Below are 17,329 nucleotides of genomic sequence, written 5' to 3'. Positions count from 1 at the left end.
TACACAGATGTAATTTGGAACCTTCAATGACCCAAGAAAAATTCGATACTATTTACCAACGTGCAGCTCACCGCAAAGGCGGAGCGGCCGAACTCGAAAAAATTGTTCGAGCGCCCCTTTCACAAGCCGAGCTATCACAAATCACCGACGATCGTTGGCTAGCCGCCTTTACCGAAAAGGTATTCCAATGTGGCATTTCATGGAATGTGGTGAGAAAAAAATGGCCGCAATTCGAAGAAGTGTTCTTTGAATTCGACATCGAAAAAATGCTAATGCTGCCGAACGAGATGTGGGAACAGAAAGCGCAAGACCCACGCATTATTCGTCACCTGACTAAGGTAATGACTATCCCTGCCAATGCCACCATGATTCACAACGCCAAGCGTGAAGCGGATTCCTTCTCACAAATGGTTGCCGACTGGCCATCAGAACGAATTACAGAACTTTGGGATTATCTGAAGAAACACGGTAAGCGATTAGGTGGTAACACAGGTGCTTACACCTTGCGCCAAATGGGAAAAGACACGTTTATCTTATCTTCTGACGTTGAAGCGCACCTGCGCAGCACAGATGTGATTGATAGCGGTCGTAACACCAAACGAGCACAAGTCGCGGCAAGTAAGGCTTTCAACGAGTGGCAGCAGCAATCAGGTCGTACCCTGAGCGAAATAAGCCAGATCGTCGCCTACAGCTGTGGCGATAATCGCGTCTAGTTCAATAAGAATGACTTAAAGCTTTAGAACGCACGCAGTTCACTGCAAACTAAATGTTATAAGTCATTAACAAATAAGCGTGCATCGCACTTTCATCCAGTGGCATTGTATAGATAAATGTATACAATATAGAGTAATACTCATGAATTATTCTCGACCAACCCAACTCGACTAAACAAGGGCCCTTATCTCTATGACAGCTCTCAAAAACTCTGTCTCCAAAGGTGTAAAAACGAAAGTAACAGGCCAGACTCAAGACGATGTTGTTTACTGCCATATCTTCGACGCGATACTAGAACAAAGGCTGCCACCAGCCACCAAATTAAGCGAAGAAGCACTAGCAGAAATCTTTGGCGTTAGCCGTACTATTATCCGCCGTGCCTTGCTGCGCCTCTCCTTAGAACAAGTTGTGGTGATCCGTCCTAACCGAGGTGCTGTGATTGCAGCCCCAACAGTAGACGAAGCCAAGCAGATATTTAAAGCACGTGAAGTGATGGAAATTGCTATCACTGAGCTAGCGGTGAAAAACGCAACCAAAGCCCAAATCGACGAGTGTAGAAAACTGGTCGCGAAAGAGAACTGCGCCTTTGACCAAGGTGACTATGGTTCTGGCTTACGTTTATCTGGTGAGTTCCACATCAAATTGGCTGAAATGACAGAGAACGCGCCACTGCTGGCTTTCCAACGCAGCTTGGTATCGCAAACTTCACTGCTGATCGCTCAGTACGAAACGGGCAACCACTCGAACTGTTCTCTAGACGAACACTCAGGCTTACTGGATGCGATAGAGTCAGGCAATGAACAACAAGCCGTAGAGTTGATGCAAGAACACCTAAGCCATATTCGTTCGAAGCTCAACCTAGACAGCAGCACAGCTTCTAGTGATCTGCATGTCGTGTTCTCAGATCTGCTTAAGAGTAAGTCATAGACGATTCAACAAGCGATTAATAACCATCCGCTAACAGCTTTTTGTTAACAACTTTTTGTTAACAGCTTTTCGTTAACAAAATTGGAGAGAAGTAAGCCTTAGTGTTTACTTCTCTTTTTTGTGCCCTCTCCCCTAAAAATAAATACGACGATCGACTCACATCCATCTAAAAATACAGTCTATTCTGCCCTCAACAACGATCTTAGCCTCTACAGAATCACTCCCAACAGTGCCATAAATCTTGTCTTTATCTTGTATACATAGCTATCCATTCATTCACACCATAAAACTGTTCAATCTCAATCCAAACCCTTATAAAACAGACGACTATGACCAAAATTAAATTGTATACAATTCACAAAAAGCCATCTTTGTTACATTTTTGTAAATAGATAGTTGACCGCAGGGTCAGGATGGATAATTATTGACCTAGAAGTCAAAAAGAATACACATGGAAATATGTCGATTTACAAGGAGGTCTCTTGATTACTTTTTTGCTCAATCAGGAAATAAGACGCGAAGATAATCTGTCGCCAAATATGACAGTGCTCAACTACCTTCGTACCAAGATAAATAAGACGGGTACAAAAGAAGGTTGTGGGTCGGGCGACTGTGGCGCATGTACGGTAGTTCTGGGTGAAGTGGTTGATGGACAACTGCAATACCGCTCGGTGAACTCTTGCCTTACGTTCGTTTCAGCGCTGCATGGCAAGCAACTGATCACAGTAGAAGATCTGCAAAATCGAGATCGCTCATTGCACCCAGTGCAAAAAGCGGTGGTTGATTTTCACGGTTCACAGTGTGGTTACTGCACGCCGGGCTTCATCATGTCGATGTTTGCGCTAGGCAAAAACAAACCCGATGCGAGCAAAGAAGACGTCATGGAATCACTGGCGGGTAACCTATGTCGCTGTACTGGCTACCGTCCAATTGTTGATGCTGCGATGTCGCTCTCAACAGACCAGCCTTTGATCGACCAATTTGCTGAACTTGAACGCAACACCATCAAGAAGCTAGAAAATATTCAAGACACCGAGGCTAACTTACGCCTTGGTCACCTCACCGCTTTCTCCCCGAAAAGCACTGATGAGCTGGCCAAGCTTTTTCAAGCACATCCGAACGCTAAGCTGGTTGCTGGCGGTACGGATTTAGCGCTAGAAGTGACGCAGTTCCATCGCGAGATTGAAACGCTGATCAGCTTAAATCTTGTTGAAGACATGAAGGTATGCGAAGAGACCGACACCGATTTAATTATTGGTGCCAACCTGCCTATCAGTGACTCTTACGCACTACTGAAAAAACACTACCCAGATTTTGGTGAACTGCTACACCGCTTTGCATCATTGCAAGTGCGTAACCAAGGCACCATTGGCGGTAATGTGGCGAATGCCTCACCTATCGGTGATACCCCTCCTCTGCTGATTGCTTTGGACGCGAAAATCAAACTTCGCTGCGGAGACGAGTCACGCACGATGCCGATTGAAGATTACTTCATCAGCTACAAAGTGACGGCGCAAAAAGAGAGTGAATTCATCGAACAGATCATCATTCCTAAGCCAACCAACGACAGCTTCCGAGCTTACAAAGTGTCGAAACGTTTAGACGACGACATCTCTGCGGTGTGTGGCGCGTTTGATATTCAAATTGAAGATGGCAAGGTTTCTTACGCTCGTATCGCTTTCGGCGGTATGGCAGCAACGCCTAAGCGTGCAACTCGTTGTGAAAATACGTTATTAGGCAAACCGTGGACAGACGCTAATATTAAGTTAGCGATGCAGGAACTGTATAACGACTTTGAGCCGCTATCTGATTTCCGTGCAAGCCAAGAATACCGTTCATTGTCGGCGGCCAACATGCTGCGTCGCTACTTCATTGAACGACAGAACAAAAACAACCAAATCGAAACAAGGGTAACGTCTTATGTCTAAATCAAATTCCTCTGGTCACAAGAGCAATGCGATGACCCACGAAGAGATGGTTACCATTGCAAAACAAGACCTAAAAACTGGCGTGGGTAAAAGCGTTAAACACGACAGTGCAGCCAAGCAAGTCACGGGCGAAGCGGTATACATTGACGACCGCCTAGAGTTCCCAAATCAGCTGCACGTATACGCACGCCTGAGCACGCAAGCACACGCCAACATCACCAAGATAGATTTATCACCGTGTTACGAATTCGAAGGCGTGGCGATTGCCATTCAAGCCAAAGACGTACCGGGTGAGTTAGATATCGGCGCTATCCTACCGGGTGACCCACTGCTTGCTGATGGCAAAGTAGAATACTACGGCCAACCTGTGATTGCCGTGGCTGCCAACGATTTGGAAACGGCACGTAAAGCCGCACATGCAGCCATTATTGAATACGAAGAACTACCCGCGATTCTTGATGTGAAAGAAGCGCTAGACAAAGAGCACTTCGTAACAGAAAGCCACACTCAACAACGTGGTGACTCGAAAGCAGCACTGGCAAAAGCAAAACACGTGATCTCTGGTGACCTAGAGATCGGTGGCCAAGAGCACTTCTATCTAGAGACTCAAATCAGTAGCGTAATGCCAACCGAAGACGGCGGCATGATCGTTTACACCTCGACTCAAAACCCGACCGAAGTTCAAAAACTGGTTGCGGAAGTGATTGGCGTGCCGATGCACAAAGTCGTGATTGATATGCGTCGCATGGGCGGTGGTTTCGGTGGTAAAGAGACCCAAGCGGCCTCTCCAGCGTGTATGGCTGCGGTTATTGCCCACCTTACAGGCCGACCAACCAAAATGCGTTTGCTGCGCAATGAAGACATGCAGCAAACCGGTAAACGCCACCCGTTCTACAATCAATATACGGTCGGTTTTGACGACAATGGTGTGATTCAAGGTGCCGACATTACCGTTGCAGGTAACTGTGGTTACTCACCAGACTTATCAAGTTCTATCGTCGATCGTGCGATGTTCCACTCAGACAACGCCTACTACCTAGGTGATGCAACTGTGGTTGGTCATCGGTGCAAAACCAATACCGCATCGAACACCGCTTACCGTGGCTTTGGTGGCCCGCAAGGCATGATGACCATCGAGCACATCATGGACGAGATTGCGCGTTACCTGAAAAAAGATCCTTTGGAAGTACGTAAGGCGAACTACTACGGCGAAGAAGGCCGTAACGTGACCCATTACTACCAAACCGTTGAAGACAACTTTTTACCTGAGATAACCGAACAGCTTGAACGCAGCAGTGACTATCACGCACGTCGTAAAGAAATCGCTGAGTTCAACAAGCAGAGCCCTATCTTGAAGAAAGGCCTTGCTATCACACCGGTGAAATTCGGCATCTCGTTTACTGCGACTTTCTTGAACCAAGCAGGTGCGCTCATCCATATCTACACCGATGGCAGTATTCATTTGAATCACGGTGGTACGGAAATGGGGCAAGGCTTGAACATCAAAGTGGCACAAATCGTTGCACAGGAGTTCCAAGTCGATGTCGAACGTATCCAGATCACCGCTACAAACACAGACAAAGTTCCGAACACATCACCAACCGCAGCCTCATCGGGCGCCGACCTCAACGGTAAGGCCGCGCAAAACGCCGCAATAACCATTAAGCAGCGCCTGATCGACTTCGCTTCTTCGCACTTCAAAGTGTGGCCTGAAGAAGTGGTGTTTAAAAACGGCATGGTGCAGATCCGCGATGAGATCATGACCTTCAACTCATTTGTTGAACTGGCTTGGTTCAACCAAATCTCGCTATCAAGCACTGGCTTCTATCGCACTCCGAAGATCTATTACGATCACGAGAAGGCGCGTGGTCGTCCGTTCTACTACTACGCCTATGGTGCTTCTTGTTCAGAAGTCATCATCGATACCCTGACTGGCGAGAACAAGATTCTGCGTGTCGATATTCTGCATGACGTAGGCGCTTCATTGAACCCGGCGATTGATATCGGCCAAGTCGAAGGTGGCTTTGTACAAGGTGTCGGTTGGTTAACAACGGAAGAGTTGGTGTGGAACCAGCAAGGCCGCTTAATGACCAACGGCCCTGCAAGCTACAAAATCCCTGCGATTGCTGATATGCCAATTGATTTCAGAACGCACCTTTTGGAAAACCGCAGCAACCCAGAAGACACAGTATTCAACTCGAAAGCCGTGGGTGAGCCACCTTTCATGTTGGGTATGTCGGTATGGAGTGCATTGAAAGATGCGATTAGCTACGTGGCCGTTGATGGAGCGATTCCTAAGCTCAACACACCAGCAACGCCAGAGCGTATTTTGATGGCGATTCAGGAAGTCTCTGAAACAGCCCCGACTTCGGTCGATGCTCAATCAGAAACGGCTTAGAGCTGACAGATATGGCATAGGGCGTAATAAACAGCTTAGGAAGCACAGAAGGGATTTAGGAGGACATATGTTTAAGGATAATTGGATTCACGAACTGGCAAAGCTGGAAGAGAGCTACGAACCATGTGTCATGGTGACAGTGCTTGAAGACAGAGGCTCAGTGCCACGTGATGCGGGCACCAAGATGCTTGTCACTCGTGACCGAATCATCGCTACGATTGGTGGTGGTCACCTTGAACATGTGGCCACTAAAATGGCTCGAGAGATGCTGATTGCCAGTGAAAAGTCGCTCAAAGTGGAACGTTTTAACCTAGGCGCTCGTTTGGGCCAGTGTTGTGGCGGAATGGCAACATTAAGCTTTGAACCGATTGGCACTCAGCAGAATCACCTTGTGCTGTTTGGCGCTGGGCACGTTGCCAAAGCGCTGCTGCACATTGTCGCGACTCTGCCCTTCCGTGTGACCTGGATTGATGAACGTGAAGAAGTGTTCCCTGAAACGCTGCCACACGGTGTTAAAAAGCTTGTCTCAGACGACCCAGTCGGTGAAGTGAAACACATGCAACCAAACAGTTATTACCTTGTGATGACCCACAACCACCAGCTCGATTTTGACCTAACCAAAGCCATTATTGACCGTGAAGACAGCCGTTACTTTGGCATGATCGGCTCGCTTACCAAGCGTAAGAAGTTCGACTTCCGCTTAGAGCAGCGCGGCTACAGCCAAGAACAAATCGAAACCATGCTTTGCCCGATTGGCATTAGCGCCGTGAATGGCAAACATCCTGCCGAAATTGCGGTATCGGTTGCGGGTGAACTGATCGCACACTATCAAGGCCAAGCGCTTGAACAAAAGCGCCCAACCAAACAATATCGAAATCAGGGTTTGACCGATCAACACAGTCAACCAAGCGACGTAGGCGAACCACCATTGGAAGAGAAGATCGCCTAACACAAGTCGCAAAGCTTCAGTGGCCATAACGTCGCTGAAGTCATTAAAAGGAAGTAAACATGACAACGCAACGCAAAGCTTATCGCGCCAGCATTTTACACAGCGTCGCCGACCCAAAAGACGTCGGTATCGATGAGTCTTACGACTATTTTGAAGACGGTGTTTTAGTGGTTGAGAACGGCCATGTCGTCGACTTAGGCCATGCCGATGAGGTATTGACTCGCCAACCTAAAACACTCGAAGTAAAAGAATACAAAGACAAACTGATCACCTCTGGCTTTATTGATACGCACATCCACTACCCTCAAACAGGGATGATTGCGTCTTACGGTGAGCAACTTCTTGATTGGTTAGAGAACTACACCTTTCCAGAAGAAAAGCGCTTCAAAAACCCAGTTTACGCACACAAAGTGGCGAAGCTATTCCTAGACGAATTGGCAAGCAACGGCACCACTACGGCACTGGTTTTTGGCACGGTACACAAAGAGTCGGTCAACGTATTCTTTGAAGAAGCCGAGAAGCGTAACCTACGCATGATTGCAGGTAAGGTATTGATGGATCGCAACGCGCCTGATTACCTCACCGACACACCGGAATCTGGCTATGCCGACTCAAAAGAGTTAATCGAAAAATGGCACAACCGCAGCCGACTACTTTATGCTGTGACGCCTCGTTTTGCGCCAACCAGCACACCAGAGCAACTTGCCACTGTCGGTAAACTGCTAGAAGAATATCCAGACGTGTACATGCACACTCACCTTTCTGAAAACGAGAAAGAGATCGAGTGGGTGAAATCGCTGTTCCCAGAGCGCGACAGTTACCTAGATGTCTATGACCATTACGGGCTCCTTCACAAGCGTTCGGTATTCGCCCATGGTATTCACTTGTCTGACTGCGAATGTAAGCGCCTTGCTGATACTGAATCTGCCATCGCCTTTTGCCCAACTTCGAACTTGTTCTTAGGCTCCGGTTTGTTCCGATTACCAGAGATGGAAGAACACGGTATTCGTGTCGGCGTGGGTACTGATGTAGGTGCAGGCACCAGCTTCTCAATCCTGCAAACAATGAGTGAAGCGTACAAGATCATGCAGTTACAGCATAAGAAGCTGCACCCAGCTAAGTCGCTGTTCTTGGCAACACTAGGCGGCGCACGTTCGCTGCATTTAGAAGACAAGATTGGTAACTTGGAAGTCGGCAAAGAAGCAGATTTCGTAGTGTTGGATCTACACGCAACTCAGCTGATGCGCTTTAGAATGGAACAAACCACCAAGCTTGAAGAAAAGCTATTTGTACTAATGAGTTTGGGTGACGACAGAACCGTTAGCGAGACTTACATCTATGGCGAAAAAGCCTACGACGTAAACTTCAAAGATTACAAGAAACTCGTTAGTTAGGCTTAAAACCGAGTAACAATCGCTAGACAGCGACTGCCGTCGTTAATTAAAAATCCGTCCAGATTTATCTAGCCTTTAAAGACCAGTTGCTGATGCCACTGGTCTTTTTTGTGCTTCATTCAAAGAAATATAAATTAACCGTTCACAAACAACGATCTTCGGTGACGCCAACTCATTATATTGATAGGTTAATGTTTATACATCTCGACTTCATACTTCACTTTAGCGTCTCTCTCGAACATTCGTTTCTCAGCTAAATGGAAGCACTACATCTAGAAAGGAATTCTATGTTCGAACAGGTCGTCAGCATTCTGTTTCCCGTTTTTGCTTTAGCCAGTGCTGGCTTTGCGGTAGGTCGTTGGCTCAAGCCCGATTTCAAACCGATCAATCGCATCAACATGGATGTGTGTATTCCTGCTTTGGTGTTTGCATCGCTGACCACCATGCCTCTCGACACCGAACAACTGCCACTCATCACCGCCTCTTTGGTCGCGGTGTTGGTTCCTGCTTTATTGATGATACCAATCTGTAAGATCTTTAAGCTCAACTTCAAAGCTTGGGCTCCGCCACACATGTTCCGTAACAGTGGCAACCTCGCGATTCCTCTCTTCACCTATACTTTTGGTGAGAGCGCATTAGCCCCTGCAGTACTGCTGTTTGTGGTGTCGGCTTGCGTGCACATTAGTGTTGGCTTGGCGCTGTTGAGTGAAGGTAATCCGATCAAGCAGATCCTCAAGATGCCGATATTCTTAGCCGCAGCGTTAGCGATGACGCTCAACCTGTCTGGAATTGCAGTATGGAATCCAATCTACGAAGCCACATCGCTACTCGGCCAAGCAGCCGTGCCCATCATGCTGTTGTCGTTGGGTTCGCAAATGGTCAACTTGAAGCTCAGCGGACTCAAAGTTGGCTTGCTGTGTACGGCTCAATCGCTGTTTACTGGTGCCATCGCCTTCGCCATCATCTACTTCTTTATCCCGCTGCCAACGCTGCACCTACAAATGATGGTGCTGTTCACCATGCTGCCACCTGCCGTGATGAACTACCTGTTCGCTGAACGGTTCAATGTCGAGCCGCCTAAAGTCGCATCTATGGTGTTGTTCGGCAACTTCCTAAGTGTGGTTACCTTGCCTATCTTGCTGTCGTTCGCGCTGTCTATGTCGAGTTAATTGTCTACGCACTTATCCAGTTTAAGCTCTGCCGTCACTTTAGTAAGGCGCAGAGCTATTGCGAAACAGACTAAGTAAGGACTCACATACCAGAAGAGACTTTCTAGTGGCTGCTTCACCTGTACTTCTCTGGTTTTTATGTATTGGTTTTTCTGCTTCTCATATTGACTCAGCATACCGTCCACCCACACGGCGTCGCTTTCAACCAGCGACACGCTCGGCGCAGGAACCGTAAAATCCGATGCATTCGGTAGCAAGGTGAAATCGACATCTTTGAAAGTGATTGCCGTATTCAAATACCACAAACACGCTTCGTGGTGCTGAGCGTGATTATCCAAAGATGGTTGACCTGTGCAGGTATCACTTCGCAGCTTGTCCAAAGAAAACTGCTGAACCGATTCTAAAATCGCCACCGCTCTGGTTTGTTCGGTTTCAACCCAATCGCCCGCTACTTTCGCACGAATCTCAGACACCGCACCCAGCATCCCGATACCCGCCAAGAACGGCCATAAATAATCCATGAGCTTCCATTTTCGTCGGCTCAAGTTGAACCCACACCAAATCGGAAGATGAAAAAGGAGCGTTAGCCCAAGCGATAGCAAAACGAAATTCAAAGAGCTAGAGAGCATGAGTTCGCTATCAAAGAAGTTCTTCATAATGAGATACTTGCCTGTATAACAAAGAGAAATTTGATACTAGGTTCGATATTTGAAAAGAGTGTAAGAGGAAAGTAAAAACAGCACAAAAAGTTAGGATTTGGATGAATAATATCCAATCGAAACTTGTTGTTATTTCAAAGCCAACACATGCTCGATAAAAGCCGACTTCTTTTCACGGTACTCTTCTTGCGACCAATCTTCACAAGACATTTTGAGGGTGTTGTATTGCTCCACTAATTCCGGATCCGCACGTAGCTTGTCACGAAACCTTAGAAAACATTCGAACTCAGAACCATTGGCAACTACTTGCAAGGCCACGTCATGTCCTGATGTAGACTCCAACATGCACAGTTCCGGCGTTCTTAAGGTATCGAGTTTCTCATTGAAGCCGAGTGTTGTGAGTTGTTCAATGGCGTACTCAAGTTCACTCGATTCAATACCGACGAATATATCCAAGTCGCCTTTAGATACTGCAGATGGAATAGAAGATGCGCCTACATGCTCAACTCTCGCGTTAGGGATTAGCTTTTTGATTTCACGTTCGTATCGGATAAACAGCTCGTAGCAAGCCGCTTGGTATTGCTCCGCGGGGTAAAATTTCATATATCCTCACTCCGAATCACAAACTATTGAAGACACCAATTGCTAACAGAAGTAACACAATGCTAATAGCTCCGACATAAGAAATTCTGGTTCGCTCTTTTTCAATTGGAATCAATGGAGGAAAGCGCCCTAATGTGAATACTTTACAGACTATCCAGCCAGCTCCGTAACCAATGAACTCAATCAATATCGACTGAAACAGATACCTAAAAAATGAGCTCAATGCCCTAAAATACGCGACAATCAAGTCTTCCATTTTTTTGTCCTAACTAAAGCCAATTTGGACTAAAAATGCCATGGGTAGAGATTCATATCAAGAACCTTATACAGGACTGCGCACGCAATGAATCAGTTTAAACGTAAGTACTCACTACCGACATGCAATGACTCACGGAATCTTCTTTCTCGCCGACAGGTGCAACATAGTGAATTGCAGCTTCGGCATGTTAGACAGCTAACATCGAAGTGTTAGCTGTCACGCATCTGAATACTAGGCTTCAGTCTCGCCTTTTAAGTCCTTTAGAGACTGCAGGTTTTCATTAATTTTGAAGATAACTATCATCAATTCACACCAAATTCTCGCACCTATAGCGCCGCCTAATATCGTAAACGCACCAAGAATAAACTTCTCAAATGTTACGCCTCCATATCCTCCAAACATGGTTGCTAGTCCTGAAACTACAGCGATTAGCAACAACAACCAATATAGGCCAGTAACTAACTTAGGAGTTAACATTGAGTCGAACGAAAAAACTGATTTCATTACTATATTTCCTTATTTTTTATGAAATTTATACTTGGGTATCTAACTAGTTCTTTGTGAATATTCGCAATCAAAAGCTTTGAATTTCAACAAGCTTTCCTTTCAGAACATACACATACCAAACATACAGCCTAAATTTCATGACCAACAACAATTTATATACAACTAAATATGTCATGTAACGCAAATATCGAACTCACGTCGGTGGGTTCATAAAACTATTAAGGATGCATACTAATAAAGTTTCTAATATGCCTTTGTCCAAAAACAACAAAAAGCCCCGGTTATAGGAACCGGGGAAACAGGGTGGGATGAGTTTGGCGCGTACCCGTAAACCAAACTCTCCCCAAGCCTCACCTAAGACTCATGCTCTTAGGTAAAGGATTCACATCATTATTGAAGCGTCGCGCCTTGCTCTACCCAAGTTCCGATGAGTGCGCGTTCTTCGTCGGTCATTTGAGTCATGTTGCCGAGCGGCATCACCTTGGTTGTTACGGTTTGAGCAACAATCCTTGGGACGTTGGCTTTAATCTCTTCAGGGGTATCAAACATCACACCGGCTGGCGCAGCAGCAAAAGCGGCGTGGCTCGGGGTTGATGAATGACACACAGAACAGCGCTCTTGAATGACTTTGTTAATGCTTTCAAAGCTTACACCTGCGCTAGCCGTTTGCATTGCGTGGTCTGCAGGTACAGCTTGAGAACTAGTCGTCGTTGACGCTGTGTCGTTTCCAGCAAGCTCTTCTGTCGCTGATTCAGTCGCGCTGACTTGCACTTCTTGAACCACAGGTGCTTGCACAACCGGAGTCATCTGTTTTTTCGCGTAAGGTGAGGTCACAAACGCAAGCGTGATCATACCCAATGCCGCGACTGGCACTGTCCATGCAAACTTCTGACTACCGTGACGGGTATTGAAGTAGTGGCGCACCAAGATACTGAAAATCGCTAGCCCAGCAAGGATCAGCCAGTTGTATTCCGAGCCATAAGTGCTTGGGAAGTGGTTACTGATCATGATGAACAGCACTGGCAGGGTCATGTAGTTGTTGTGACGAGAACGCAGTAGACCTTTCGCTGGCAATGCCGGATCCGGTTCGCGCTTCTCTTCAATCGCTTTCACCAAGTTACGTTGTGCAGGCATGATAACGCGGAATACGTTACCCACCATGATGGTACCAATGATTGCACCCACATGAATGTAAGCACCACGGCCACTGAACACTTGAGTTAGGCCGTACGTCGCAGCGACGAGCAGCAAAAACAGCACAACGCCAAGCAACACGGGGGTTTTACCTAAAGGCGAGTCACACAGTAAGTCGTAGATAAACCAACCAGCAACGAATGAACCAATACCAATCGCGATTGCCGTTGTTGAATCAAGGCCAGAGCCCGGTGCAATCAGGTAGATTTCAGCGTTAAGGTAGTAAACCACACCCAGTAGACACACACCGGTGATCCACGTGAAGTAGGCTTCCCATTTGAACCAGTGCAGGTGCTCTGGCATCTCTGGTGGCGCAAGTTTGTACTTCTCTAGGTGATAAATACCACCGCCGTGAATTGCCCATAAGTCGCCTGAAAGGCCAGTTTTTGGGTTTACTCGGTTAAGGTTGTTCTCTAACCAAACAAAGTAAAATGATGCGCCTATCCATGCAACACCAACAATCATGTGAGCCCAGCGTATTGCTAAGTTCAACCATTCTGTAATATGCGGATCCATAATAAACTCCTGTATCACAACGCTTTAGCTAAGCGTTGCTCTTCCTTGTTGTCTTCCGTTGGCATATCTTCCAAATGCAATGCCACTAGGTCGTTCTCAAAATAAACTTCATCACAGTTATGTCCTTCTCCGCCTCTATCGACGATCAAGAACTGGTCTTGATCGGTGAGGGCGAGCACTGGGTGATGCCACACCCCTTTGTGATAGTTCACTCCTTGACGACCGTTGCTCAAGAAAGCTCGGCTATTGGCTAATGTTGGATCGTCGCCTTTTGGCGCAACAACAATTAAATAGGGTTGACCAAGTAATGGAATGAATGCCTGAGAGCCAAGTGGATGACGCTCTAACATTTTGATGGTCAGTGGGTAGCTCAGCGGTGTGGCTTGGAAGATGCTGATGATGGCTTCTCCGTCTTGGTCTTGCACATCCGTTGTCGCTAGCTTGTGGTAGCGACGTGTTGATCCACTGTTGATCATGAAGAAATCACTATTATCGGACTCGATAACATCGCCAAACTCTGCAAAAGCCTGCTTGGTTAACGGTTCGATGGATAAACGACGTATTCCATTACTCATACTCATTTCCTTACCTATTTCGCTTTCGTACCAAACAGACGCAAACGGCTGATACCACCATCTGGGAATATGTTTGCACGTACGTGGGTAATCGCACCAAGGTCGTTTACCTCAGAAATGAATTCGTGAATCTCATGCGCTTGCAGCTTTTGTGCTGGCAAGAGTTCACGCCAAAATAGGCTTTGTGTTTCCACTTGGTCGTCGGTGCCACCTTTCACGTAAGCCGCTTGGATTGAGCAGCTGTCTGGGTAGTTACCTTTGAAGTGTGCCGTATCCACAACGATACGTTCGATATTACCTGGATGGCCTAATGCCACGATTACCCAATCGTTACCCGGTGTGCGACGACGTGCTGTTTCCCAGCCATCACCCATGTTTTCACCACGGCCTGGGCCTAAGATGTTGGCTTTGTTACCGTAGTGCTCATCGCTACATGCGAGTGCTCGGCCACCGTGTTCAACGGCTGCTAGGTCAACTTGTTGCTGAGAATCTATTGCGTCCCAATCCACGCTTGGTCGGCCATAAACACGTAGACGTGCGACACCGCCGTCTGGGTAGATGTTCAAACGTAGGTGCGTAAATACTTGGTCACTTTCGATGTCTTCAAGATGATGATGATCACCCTGTAGTGCCATTGAAGACAGAATTTCTTGCCACTCTGTTGAATCTGTTGGCTCACCTTGTGGTGAATAACACGCGTCGATTGATGCCGAAGGTGGGAAGTTACCTGTGAAGAATGAGGTATCAATATCAACGCCAGCAATGGTGCCAGCTAGGCCAAGGCGAACGACACAGTAGTCGTAACCTTCGCCGCGTTTGCGTCTGCTTTCCCAGCCGTCCATCCACTTGCCGTTGTCGTCATATAAGTCGTCTTTCCACTCTGGCGCTGCGTGGCTGAGTAGACGGCTTTTATCTGCGAAAAAATCGTCGGTTGCGAAGATAGCTTCTGCGCCGAGTTTTTCGTCTGCAAGGTTTATGTACTGTTCAAATTTATGGGTCATGTCCGTGTAATCCTATGAAATTAATCAAGTAATAATAAAATGAGAACTTAGTGGCTTATGTTTTTACAAATCAAACCTTTAACGCACTAAGACTGGGCTGAGATAGCTGTTAACTCCGTTAACTTACATATCCCAGAGACGAAACATCGCGATCTTGTTGATCTCTTGAATCGCCGTAGCAAACTCAGTTTCACTATCATTTCCTAATCGCATCTCGAACGACTCAAGAATTTGGTAACGATTGGCTCCCTTCACCGCCATGATAAAAGGGAAATTGAAGCGACTTTTGTAGCTGTTGTTGTAAGAAGTGAATTTTTCAAATTCTTCGGCGCTGCACTGGTCGATGCCCGCCCCCGCTTGTTCTTTGGTCGACGACTCGGTGAGTTCGTCGTTTACTGCTGCTCTGCCCGCTAAATCTGGGTGAGCATTGATCAAAGCCAACTGTTTGCCTTGGTCGGCATTTAACAAGGTTGATGCCATTTTTAGATGAAGATTCTCGATATGATCATCTTCGGCATTCAAACCTTGGTCATAAACCGCTTCAGCAACCCATGGGCTGTGTTCGTACACATCAGCAAAGTGCGCGACAAAGGTATCGCGGTTCATGGTTGTTGGTTGGCAAGATCGAAATTCAGTCACGTTAAGCCTCCTTGCTGTTCGTTCTAATTTTGTTGTTCGTTGTATGGGTGATGTTGGTGCCAGTGGTTGGCGATATCGATTCGACGACATAGCCACACGCTGTCATGCTGTTTTACGTAATCTAAGAAACGTCTTAATGCAGCAATACGACCGGGACGACCAATAAGACGACAATGCAGTCCTACCGACATCATTTTCGGTGCGGTTTCGCCTTCCATATAAAGGGTGTCAAAAGTGTCTTTTAAATACTGGAAGAACTGCTCACCAGAGTTGAAGCCTTGCGCTGTTGAAAAGCGCATATCGTTTACATCGAGTGTGTAAGGGATCACCAGTTGTGGATCACCGGTTTCGGTGTGCCAATAAGGCAGGTCATCATCATAGGCATCTGAGTCGTAAAGAAAGCCGCCTTCTTCTGCGACTAAGCGACGCGTATTTGGACCCGTTCGACCTGTGTACCAACCTTGCGGGCGCTGACCCGTCACTTGTTGGATGATCTCAATCGCTTTAGTCATGTGGTCGCGCTCTTCTGACTCATCAATGTATTGATAGTCGATCCAGCGATAACCGTGGCTACAAATTTCGTGACCCGCTTCGACCATGGCTTTGGCTACGTCTGGGTGACGCTCAATCGCCATTGCGACCGCAAAGACGGTCAGTGGGATTTCATATTCATCGAACAAGCGAAGAACACGCCATACACCCGCTCGGCTGCCATATTCATAAATGGATTCCATGCTGATGTGACGTTCGCCTTTGATCGGCTGTGCTGACGGGATCTCTGAAAGAAAAGCTTCAGACTCGTCGTCTCCATGTAACAAACAACGCTCACCGCCCTCTTCATAGTTCAATACAAAAGAAACCGCGACGCGCGCATTACCTGGCCATTGAGGGTTTGGAGGGTTAGCTCCGTAACCGATCAAATTTCTTGAATAATCCTTATTCATCCAAGTACTCCTAACATAAGTGGTTGGCTTAGCCGCTCTTTAGCTGGTTCATCAATATGATTCTTCTATTGGTGATTCCGCTATTGGTTATTTCAAAACCGAGTAACCTTACCCCTGTACATTTATTGTATACAATTATTTATCTCAATGTAAAGATTTTGTTATTCAAGTTAAATTTTGTTACTTTTTTAATTTAAAAACAATAACTTAACAAATCACAACCTCACCAAAAAACGATAATCAAGATCTATAAAGCCAGAAAAAAAGACACAATAGTTAACATTTTTCCAACAATTCGCTTTACTAATTGTGTACAGTTCGTACATAGTTAGTGATAACAAAGTGACCAGTTGCACTCTTTGCAAGGTCGAAATAGACAGATAAACCACGGAACAGAGGAGCGCCAAAAGCGCTATTAAAGGACTATGGGAAGATTAACAACACACGTATTAGACACCACACACGGCTTGCCTGGCGCAGAGATCAAGGTAGAGCTTTATAAGGTAAACGAAGACTCAACAGAAAAGCTGGCGACCGTGCTCACCAACTCCGATGGCCGAACCGATGCGCCGATTCTGGCTGGGAATGAATTCCGACCGGGAAAATATCAATTGGTATTCTATGTAGCCGACTACTACAAAAACAAAGGTGTGGAATTGGATGGCGTGCCTTTCCTAGACGATGTGGTTATTCGCTTCGGCTTGGATGATCCCGATGCGCACTACCACGTTCCGCTTTTAGTCTCACCATACAGTTTCTCGACTTATCGGGGCAGTTAGTCCCGATGCTTAGAATCCCGATCTAGGCTCTATCACCCAATAATAAACAGATTCATGCGTGCATCTAAAAAGATGCGCGCTCATTAAGCACGCTCACATAAAAATACTAACAACGTTAACAGTTAAAAAATGAGCCACGAAAAGCTTATTCATAACGAGTTAGAGCTAGGAAAA

General features: G+C 46.5%; 17 protein-coding genes and 1 pseudogene. 8 read left to right on the top strand and 10 right to left on the bottom strand.

Features of this window, described 5'->3' with window-relative positions; translation table 11 throughout:
• Nucleotides 1–26: 26 nt before the first annotated feature.
• From AB4323_RS04730 to AB4323_RS04700, 7 genes are all read left to right on the top strand, one after another.
• A complete protein-coding gene (locus AB4323_RS04730; RefSeq protein WP_171733408.1) occupies nucleotides 27–713 on the top strand; it encodes a DNA-3-methyladenine glycosylase I in 687 nt (228 codons plus the stop codon).
• A gap of 193 nt (nucleotides 714–906) precedes the next feature.
• On the top strand, nucleotides 907–1,641 hold the full coding sequence (locus tag AB4323_RS04725) for a GntR family transcriptional regulator (protein WP_372151771.1): 735 nt from the start codon (nucleotides 907–909) through the stop codon (nucleotides 1,639–1,641).
• 482 nt (nucleotides 1,642–2,123) lie between these two features.
• Nucleotides 2,124–3,569, top strand: a complete 1,446-nt coding sequence (gene xdhA, locus AB4323_RS04720) for a xanthine dehydrogenase small subunit (protein WP_372151770.1) — start codon at nucleotides 2,124–2,126, stop codon at nucleotides 3,567–3,569.
• On the top strand, nucleotides 3,562–5,967 hold the full coding sequence (gene xdhB / locus AB4323_RS04715; protein ID WP_372151768.1) for a xanthine dehydrogenase molybdopterin binding subunit: 2,406 nt from the start codon (nucleotides 3,562–3,564) through the stop codon (nucleotides 5,965–5,967). Before xdhA ends, xdhB begins: the two co-directional genes overlap by 8 nt.
• 67 nt (nucleotides 5,968–6,034) lie before the next feature.
• Nucleotides 6,035–6,916, top strand: a complete 882-nt coding sequence (gene xdhC, locus AB4323_RS04710; protein WP_102428171.1) for a xanthine dehydrogenase accessory protein XdhC — start codon at nucleotides 6,035–6,037, stop codon at nucleotides 6,914–6,916.
• 59 nt (nucleotides 6,917–6,975) lie between these two features.
• Nucleotides 6,976–8,310, top strand: a complete 1,335-nt coding sequence (gene guaD / locus AB4323_RS04705) for a guanine deaminase (RefSeq protein ID WP_372151766.1) — start codon at nucleotides 6,976–6,978, stop codon at nucleotides 8,308–8,310.
• 287 nt (nucleotides 8,311–8,597) lie between these two features.
• Entirely contained in the window at nucleotides 8,598–9,479 is an 882-nt protein-coding gene (locus AB4323_RS04700; RefSeq protein ID WP_004732869.1) for an AEC family transporter, read from the top strand.
• Here AB4323_RS04700 and AB4323_RS04695 read toward each other — a convergent pair.
• The 10 genes and pseudogenes from AB4323_RS04695 to puuE form a co-directional block, all read right to left on the bottom strand.
• Complete coding sequence (locus AB4323_RS04695) at nucleotides 9,476–10,000, bottom strand: hypothetical protein (RefSeq protein ID WP_371724932.1); 525 nt, start codon at nucleotides 9,998–10,000, stop codon at nucleotides 9,476–9,478. The two genes, AB4323_RS04700 and AB4323_RS04695, sit on opposite strands and share 4 nt — an antisense overlap.
• Before the next feature lie 267 nt (nucleotides 10,001–10,267).
• Nucleotides 10,268–10,741: a GrpB family protein gene (locus AB4323_RS04690; protein ID WP_017071669.1), complete on the bottom strand. Its 474-nt coding sequence runs from the start codon at nucleotides 10,739–10,741 to the stop codon at nucleotides 10,268–10,270.
• Nucleotides 10,742–10,757: 16 nt separating this feature from the next.
• Nucleotides 10,758–10,997, bottom strand: coding sequence for a hypothetical protein (locus AB4323_RS04685; protein ID WP_372151764.1), 240 nt, complete (start codon nucleotides 10,995–10,997; stop codon nucleotides 10,758–10,760).
• A gap of 97 nt (nucleotides 10,998–11,094) precedes the next feature.
• Nucleotides 11,095–11,184, bottom strand: a pseudogene (locus AB4323_RS04680) (AraC family transcriptional regulator); the annotation flags it as partial.
• 47 nt (nucleotides 11,185–11,231) lie between these two features.
• A complete protein-coding gene (locus AB4323_RS04675) occupies nucleotides 11,232–11,504 on the bottom strand; it encodes a DUF4282 domain-containing protein (protein ID WP_017064999.1) in 273 nt (90 codons plus the stop codon).
• 393 nt (nucleotides 11,505–11,897) lie between these two features.
• Nucleotides 11,898–13,217, bottom strand: a complete 1,320-nt coding sequence (locus tag AB4323_RS04670) for a urate hydroxylase PuuD (RefSeq protein ID WP_372151762.1) — start codon at nucleotides 13,215–13,217, stop codon at nucleotides 11,898–11,900.
• A 14-nt stretch (nucleotides 13,218–13,231) separates the two neighbouring features.
• Nucleotides 13,232–13,792, bottom strand: coding sequence for an ureidoglycolate lyase (locus AB4323_RS04665; RefSeq protein ID WP_017061598.1), 561 nt, complete (start codon nucleotides 13,790–13,792; stop codon nucleotides 13,232–13,234).
• Between the two features lie 14 nt (nucleotides 13,793–13,806).
• On the bottom strand, nucleotides 13,807–14,793 hold the full coding sequence (gene alc / locus AB4323_RS04660; RefSeq protein ID WP_108110678.1) for an allantoicase: 987 nt from the start codon (nucleotides 14,791–14,793) through the stop codon (nucleotides 13,807–13,809).
• A 123-nt stretch (nucleotides 14,794–14,916) separates the two neighbouring features.
• Nucleotides 14,917–15,432: a 2-oxo-4-hydroxy-4-carboxy-5-ureidoimidazoline decarboxylase gene (gene uraD / locus AB4323_RS04655; RefSeq protein ID WP_372151760.1), complete on the bottom strand. Its 516-nt coding sequence runs from the start codon at nucleotides 15,430–15,432 to the stop codon at nucleotides 14,917–14,919.
• A gap of 23 nt (nucleotides 15,433–15,455) precedes the next feature.
• Complete coding sequence (puuE, locus tag AB4323_RS04650) at nucleotides 15,456–16,376, bottom strand: allantoinase PuuE (protein ID WP_017061595.1); 921 nt, start codon at nucleotides 16,374–16,376, stop codon at nucleotides 15,456–15,458.
• Between the two features lie 425 nt (nucleotides 16,377–16,801).
• On the opposite strand from puuE, the gene uraH reads away from it, so the two are divergent.
• On the top strand, nucleotides 16,802–17,155 hold the full coding sequence (gene uraH / locus AB4323_RS04645) for a hydroxyisourate hydrolase (protein ID WP_017071967.1): 354 nt from the start codon (nucleotides 16,802–16,804) through the stop codon (nucleotides 17,153–17,155).
• Nucleotides 17,156–17,329: the final 174 nt, after the last annotated feature.

This window comes from Vibrio sp. 10N.261.52.C11 (assembly GCF_041471405.1).
GTDB lineage: Bacteria > Pseudomonadota > Gammaproteobacteria > Enterobacterales > Vibrionaceae > Vibrio > Vibrio crassostreae_C.
The sequence above is the reverse complement of the archived record's forward strand: the minus strand, read 5'-3'. Positions and strand labels throughout refer to the sequence as shown.

Coding starts and splice junctions, on each gene's coding strand:
- AB4323_RS04730 (WP_171733408.1), top strand. CDS start 27: ATGACCCAAGAAAAATTCGATACTATTTACCAACGTGCAGCTCACCGC.
- AB4323_RS04725 (WP_372151771.1), top strand. CDS start 907: ATGACAGCTCTCAAAAACTCTGTCTCCAAAGGTGTAAAAACGAAAGTA.
- xdhB (WP_372151768.1), top strand. CDS start 3,562: ATGTCTAAATCAAATTCCTCTGGTCACAAGAGCAATGCGATGACCCAC.
- xdhC (WP_102428171.1), top strand. CDS start 6,035: ATGTTTAAGGATAATTGGATTCACGAACTGGCAAAGCTGGAAGAGAGC.
- guaD (WP_372151766.1), top strand. CDS start 6,976: ATGACAACGCAACGCAAAGCTTATCGCGCCAGCATTTTACACAGCGTC.
- AB4323_RS04700 (WP_004732869.1), top strand. CDS start 8,598: ATGTTCGAACAGGTCGTCAGCATTCTGTTTCCCGTTTTTGCTTTAGCC.
- AB4323_RS04695 (WP_371724932.1), bottom strand. CDS start 10,000: ATGGATTATTTATGGCCGTTCTTGGCGGGTATCGGGATGCTGGGTGCG.
- AB4323_RS04690 (WP_017071669.1), bottom strand. CDS start 10,741: ATGAAATTTTACCCCGCGGAGCAATACCAAGCGGCTTGCTACGAGCTG.
- AB4323_RS04685 (WP_372151764.1), bottom strand. CDS start 10,997: ATGGAAGACTTGATTGTCGCGTATTTTAGGGCATTGAGCTCATTTTTT.
- AB4323_RS04675 (WP_017064999.1), bottom strand. CDS start 11,504: ATGAAATCAGTTTTTTCGTTCGACTCAATGTTAACTCCTAAGTTAGTT.
- AB4323_RS04670 (WP_372151762.1), bottom strand. CDS start 13,217: ATGGATCCGCATATTACAGAATGGTTGAACTTAGCAATACGCTGGGCT.
- AB4323_RS04665 (WP_017061598.1), bottom strand. CDS start 13,792: ATGAGTAATGGAATACGTCGTTTATCCATCGAACCGTTAACCAAGCAG.
- alc (WP_108110678.1), bottom strand. CDS start 14,793: ATGACCCATAAATTTGAACAGTACATAAACCTTGCAGACGAAAAACTC.
- puuE (WP_017061595.1), bottom strand. CDS start 16,376: ATGAATAAGGATTATTCAAGAAATTTGATCGGTTACGGAGCTAACCCT.
- uraH (WP_017071967.1), top strand. CDS start 16,802: ATGGGAAGATTAACAACACACGTATTAGACACCACACACGGCTTGCCT.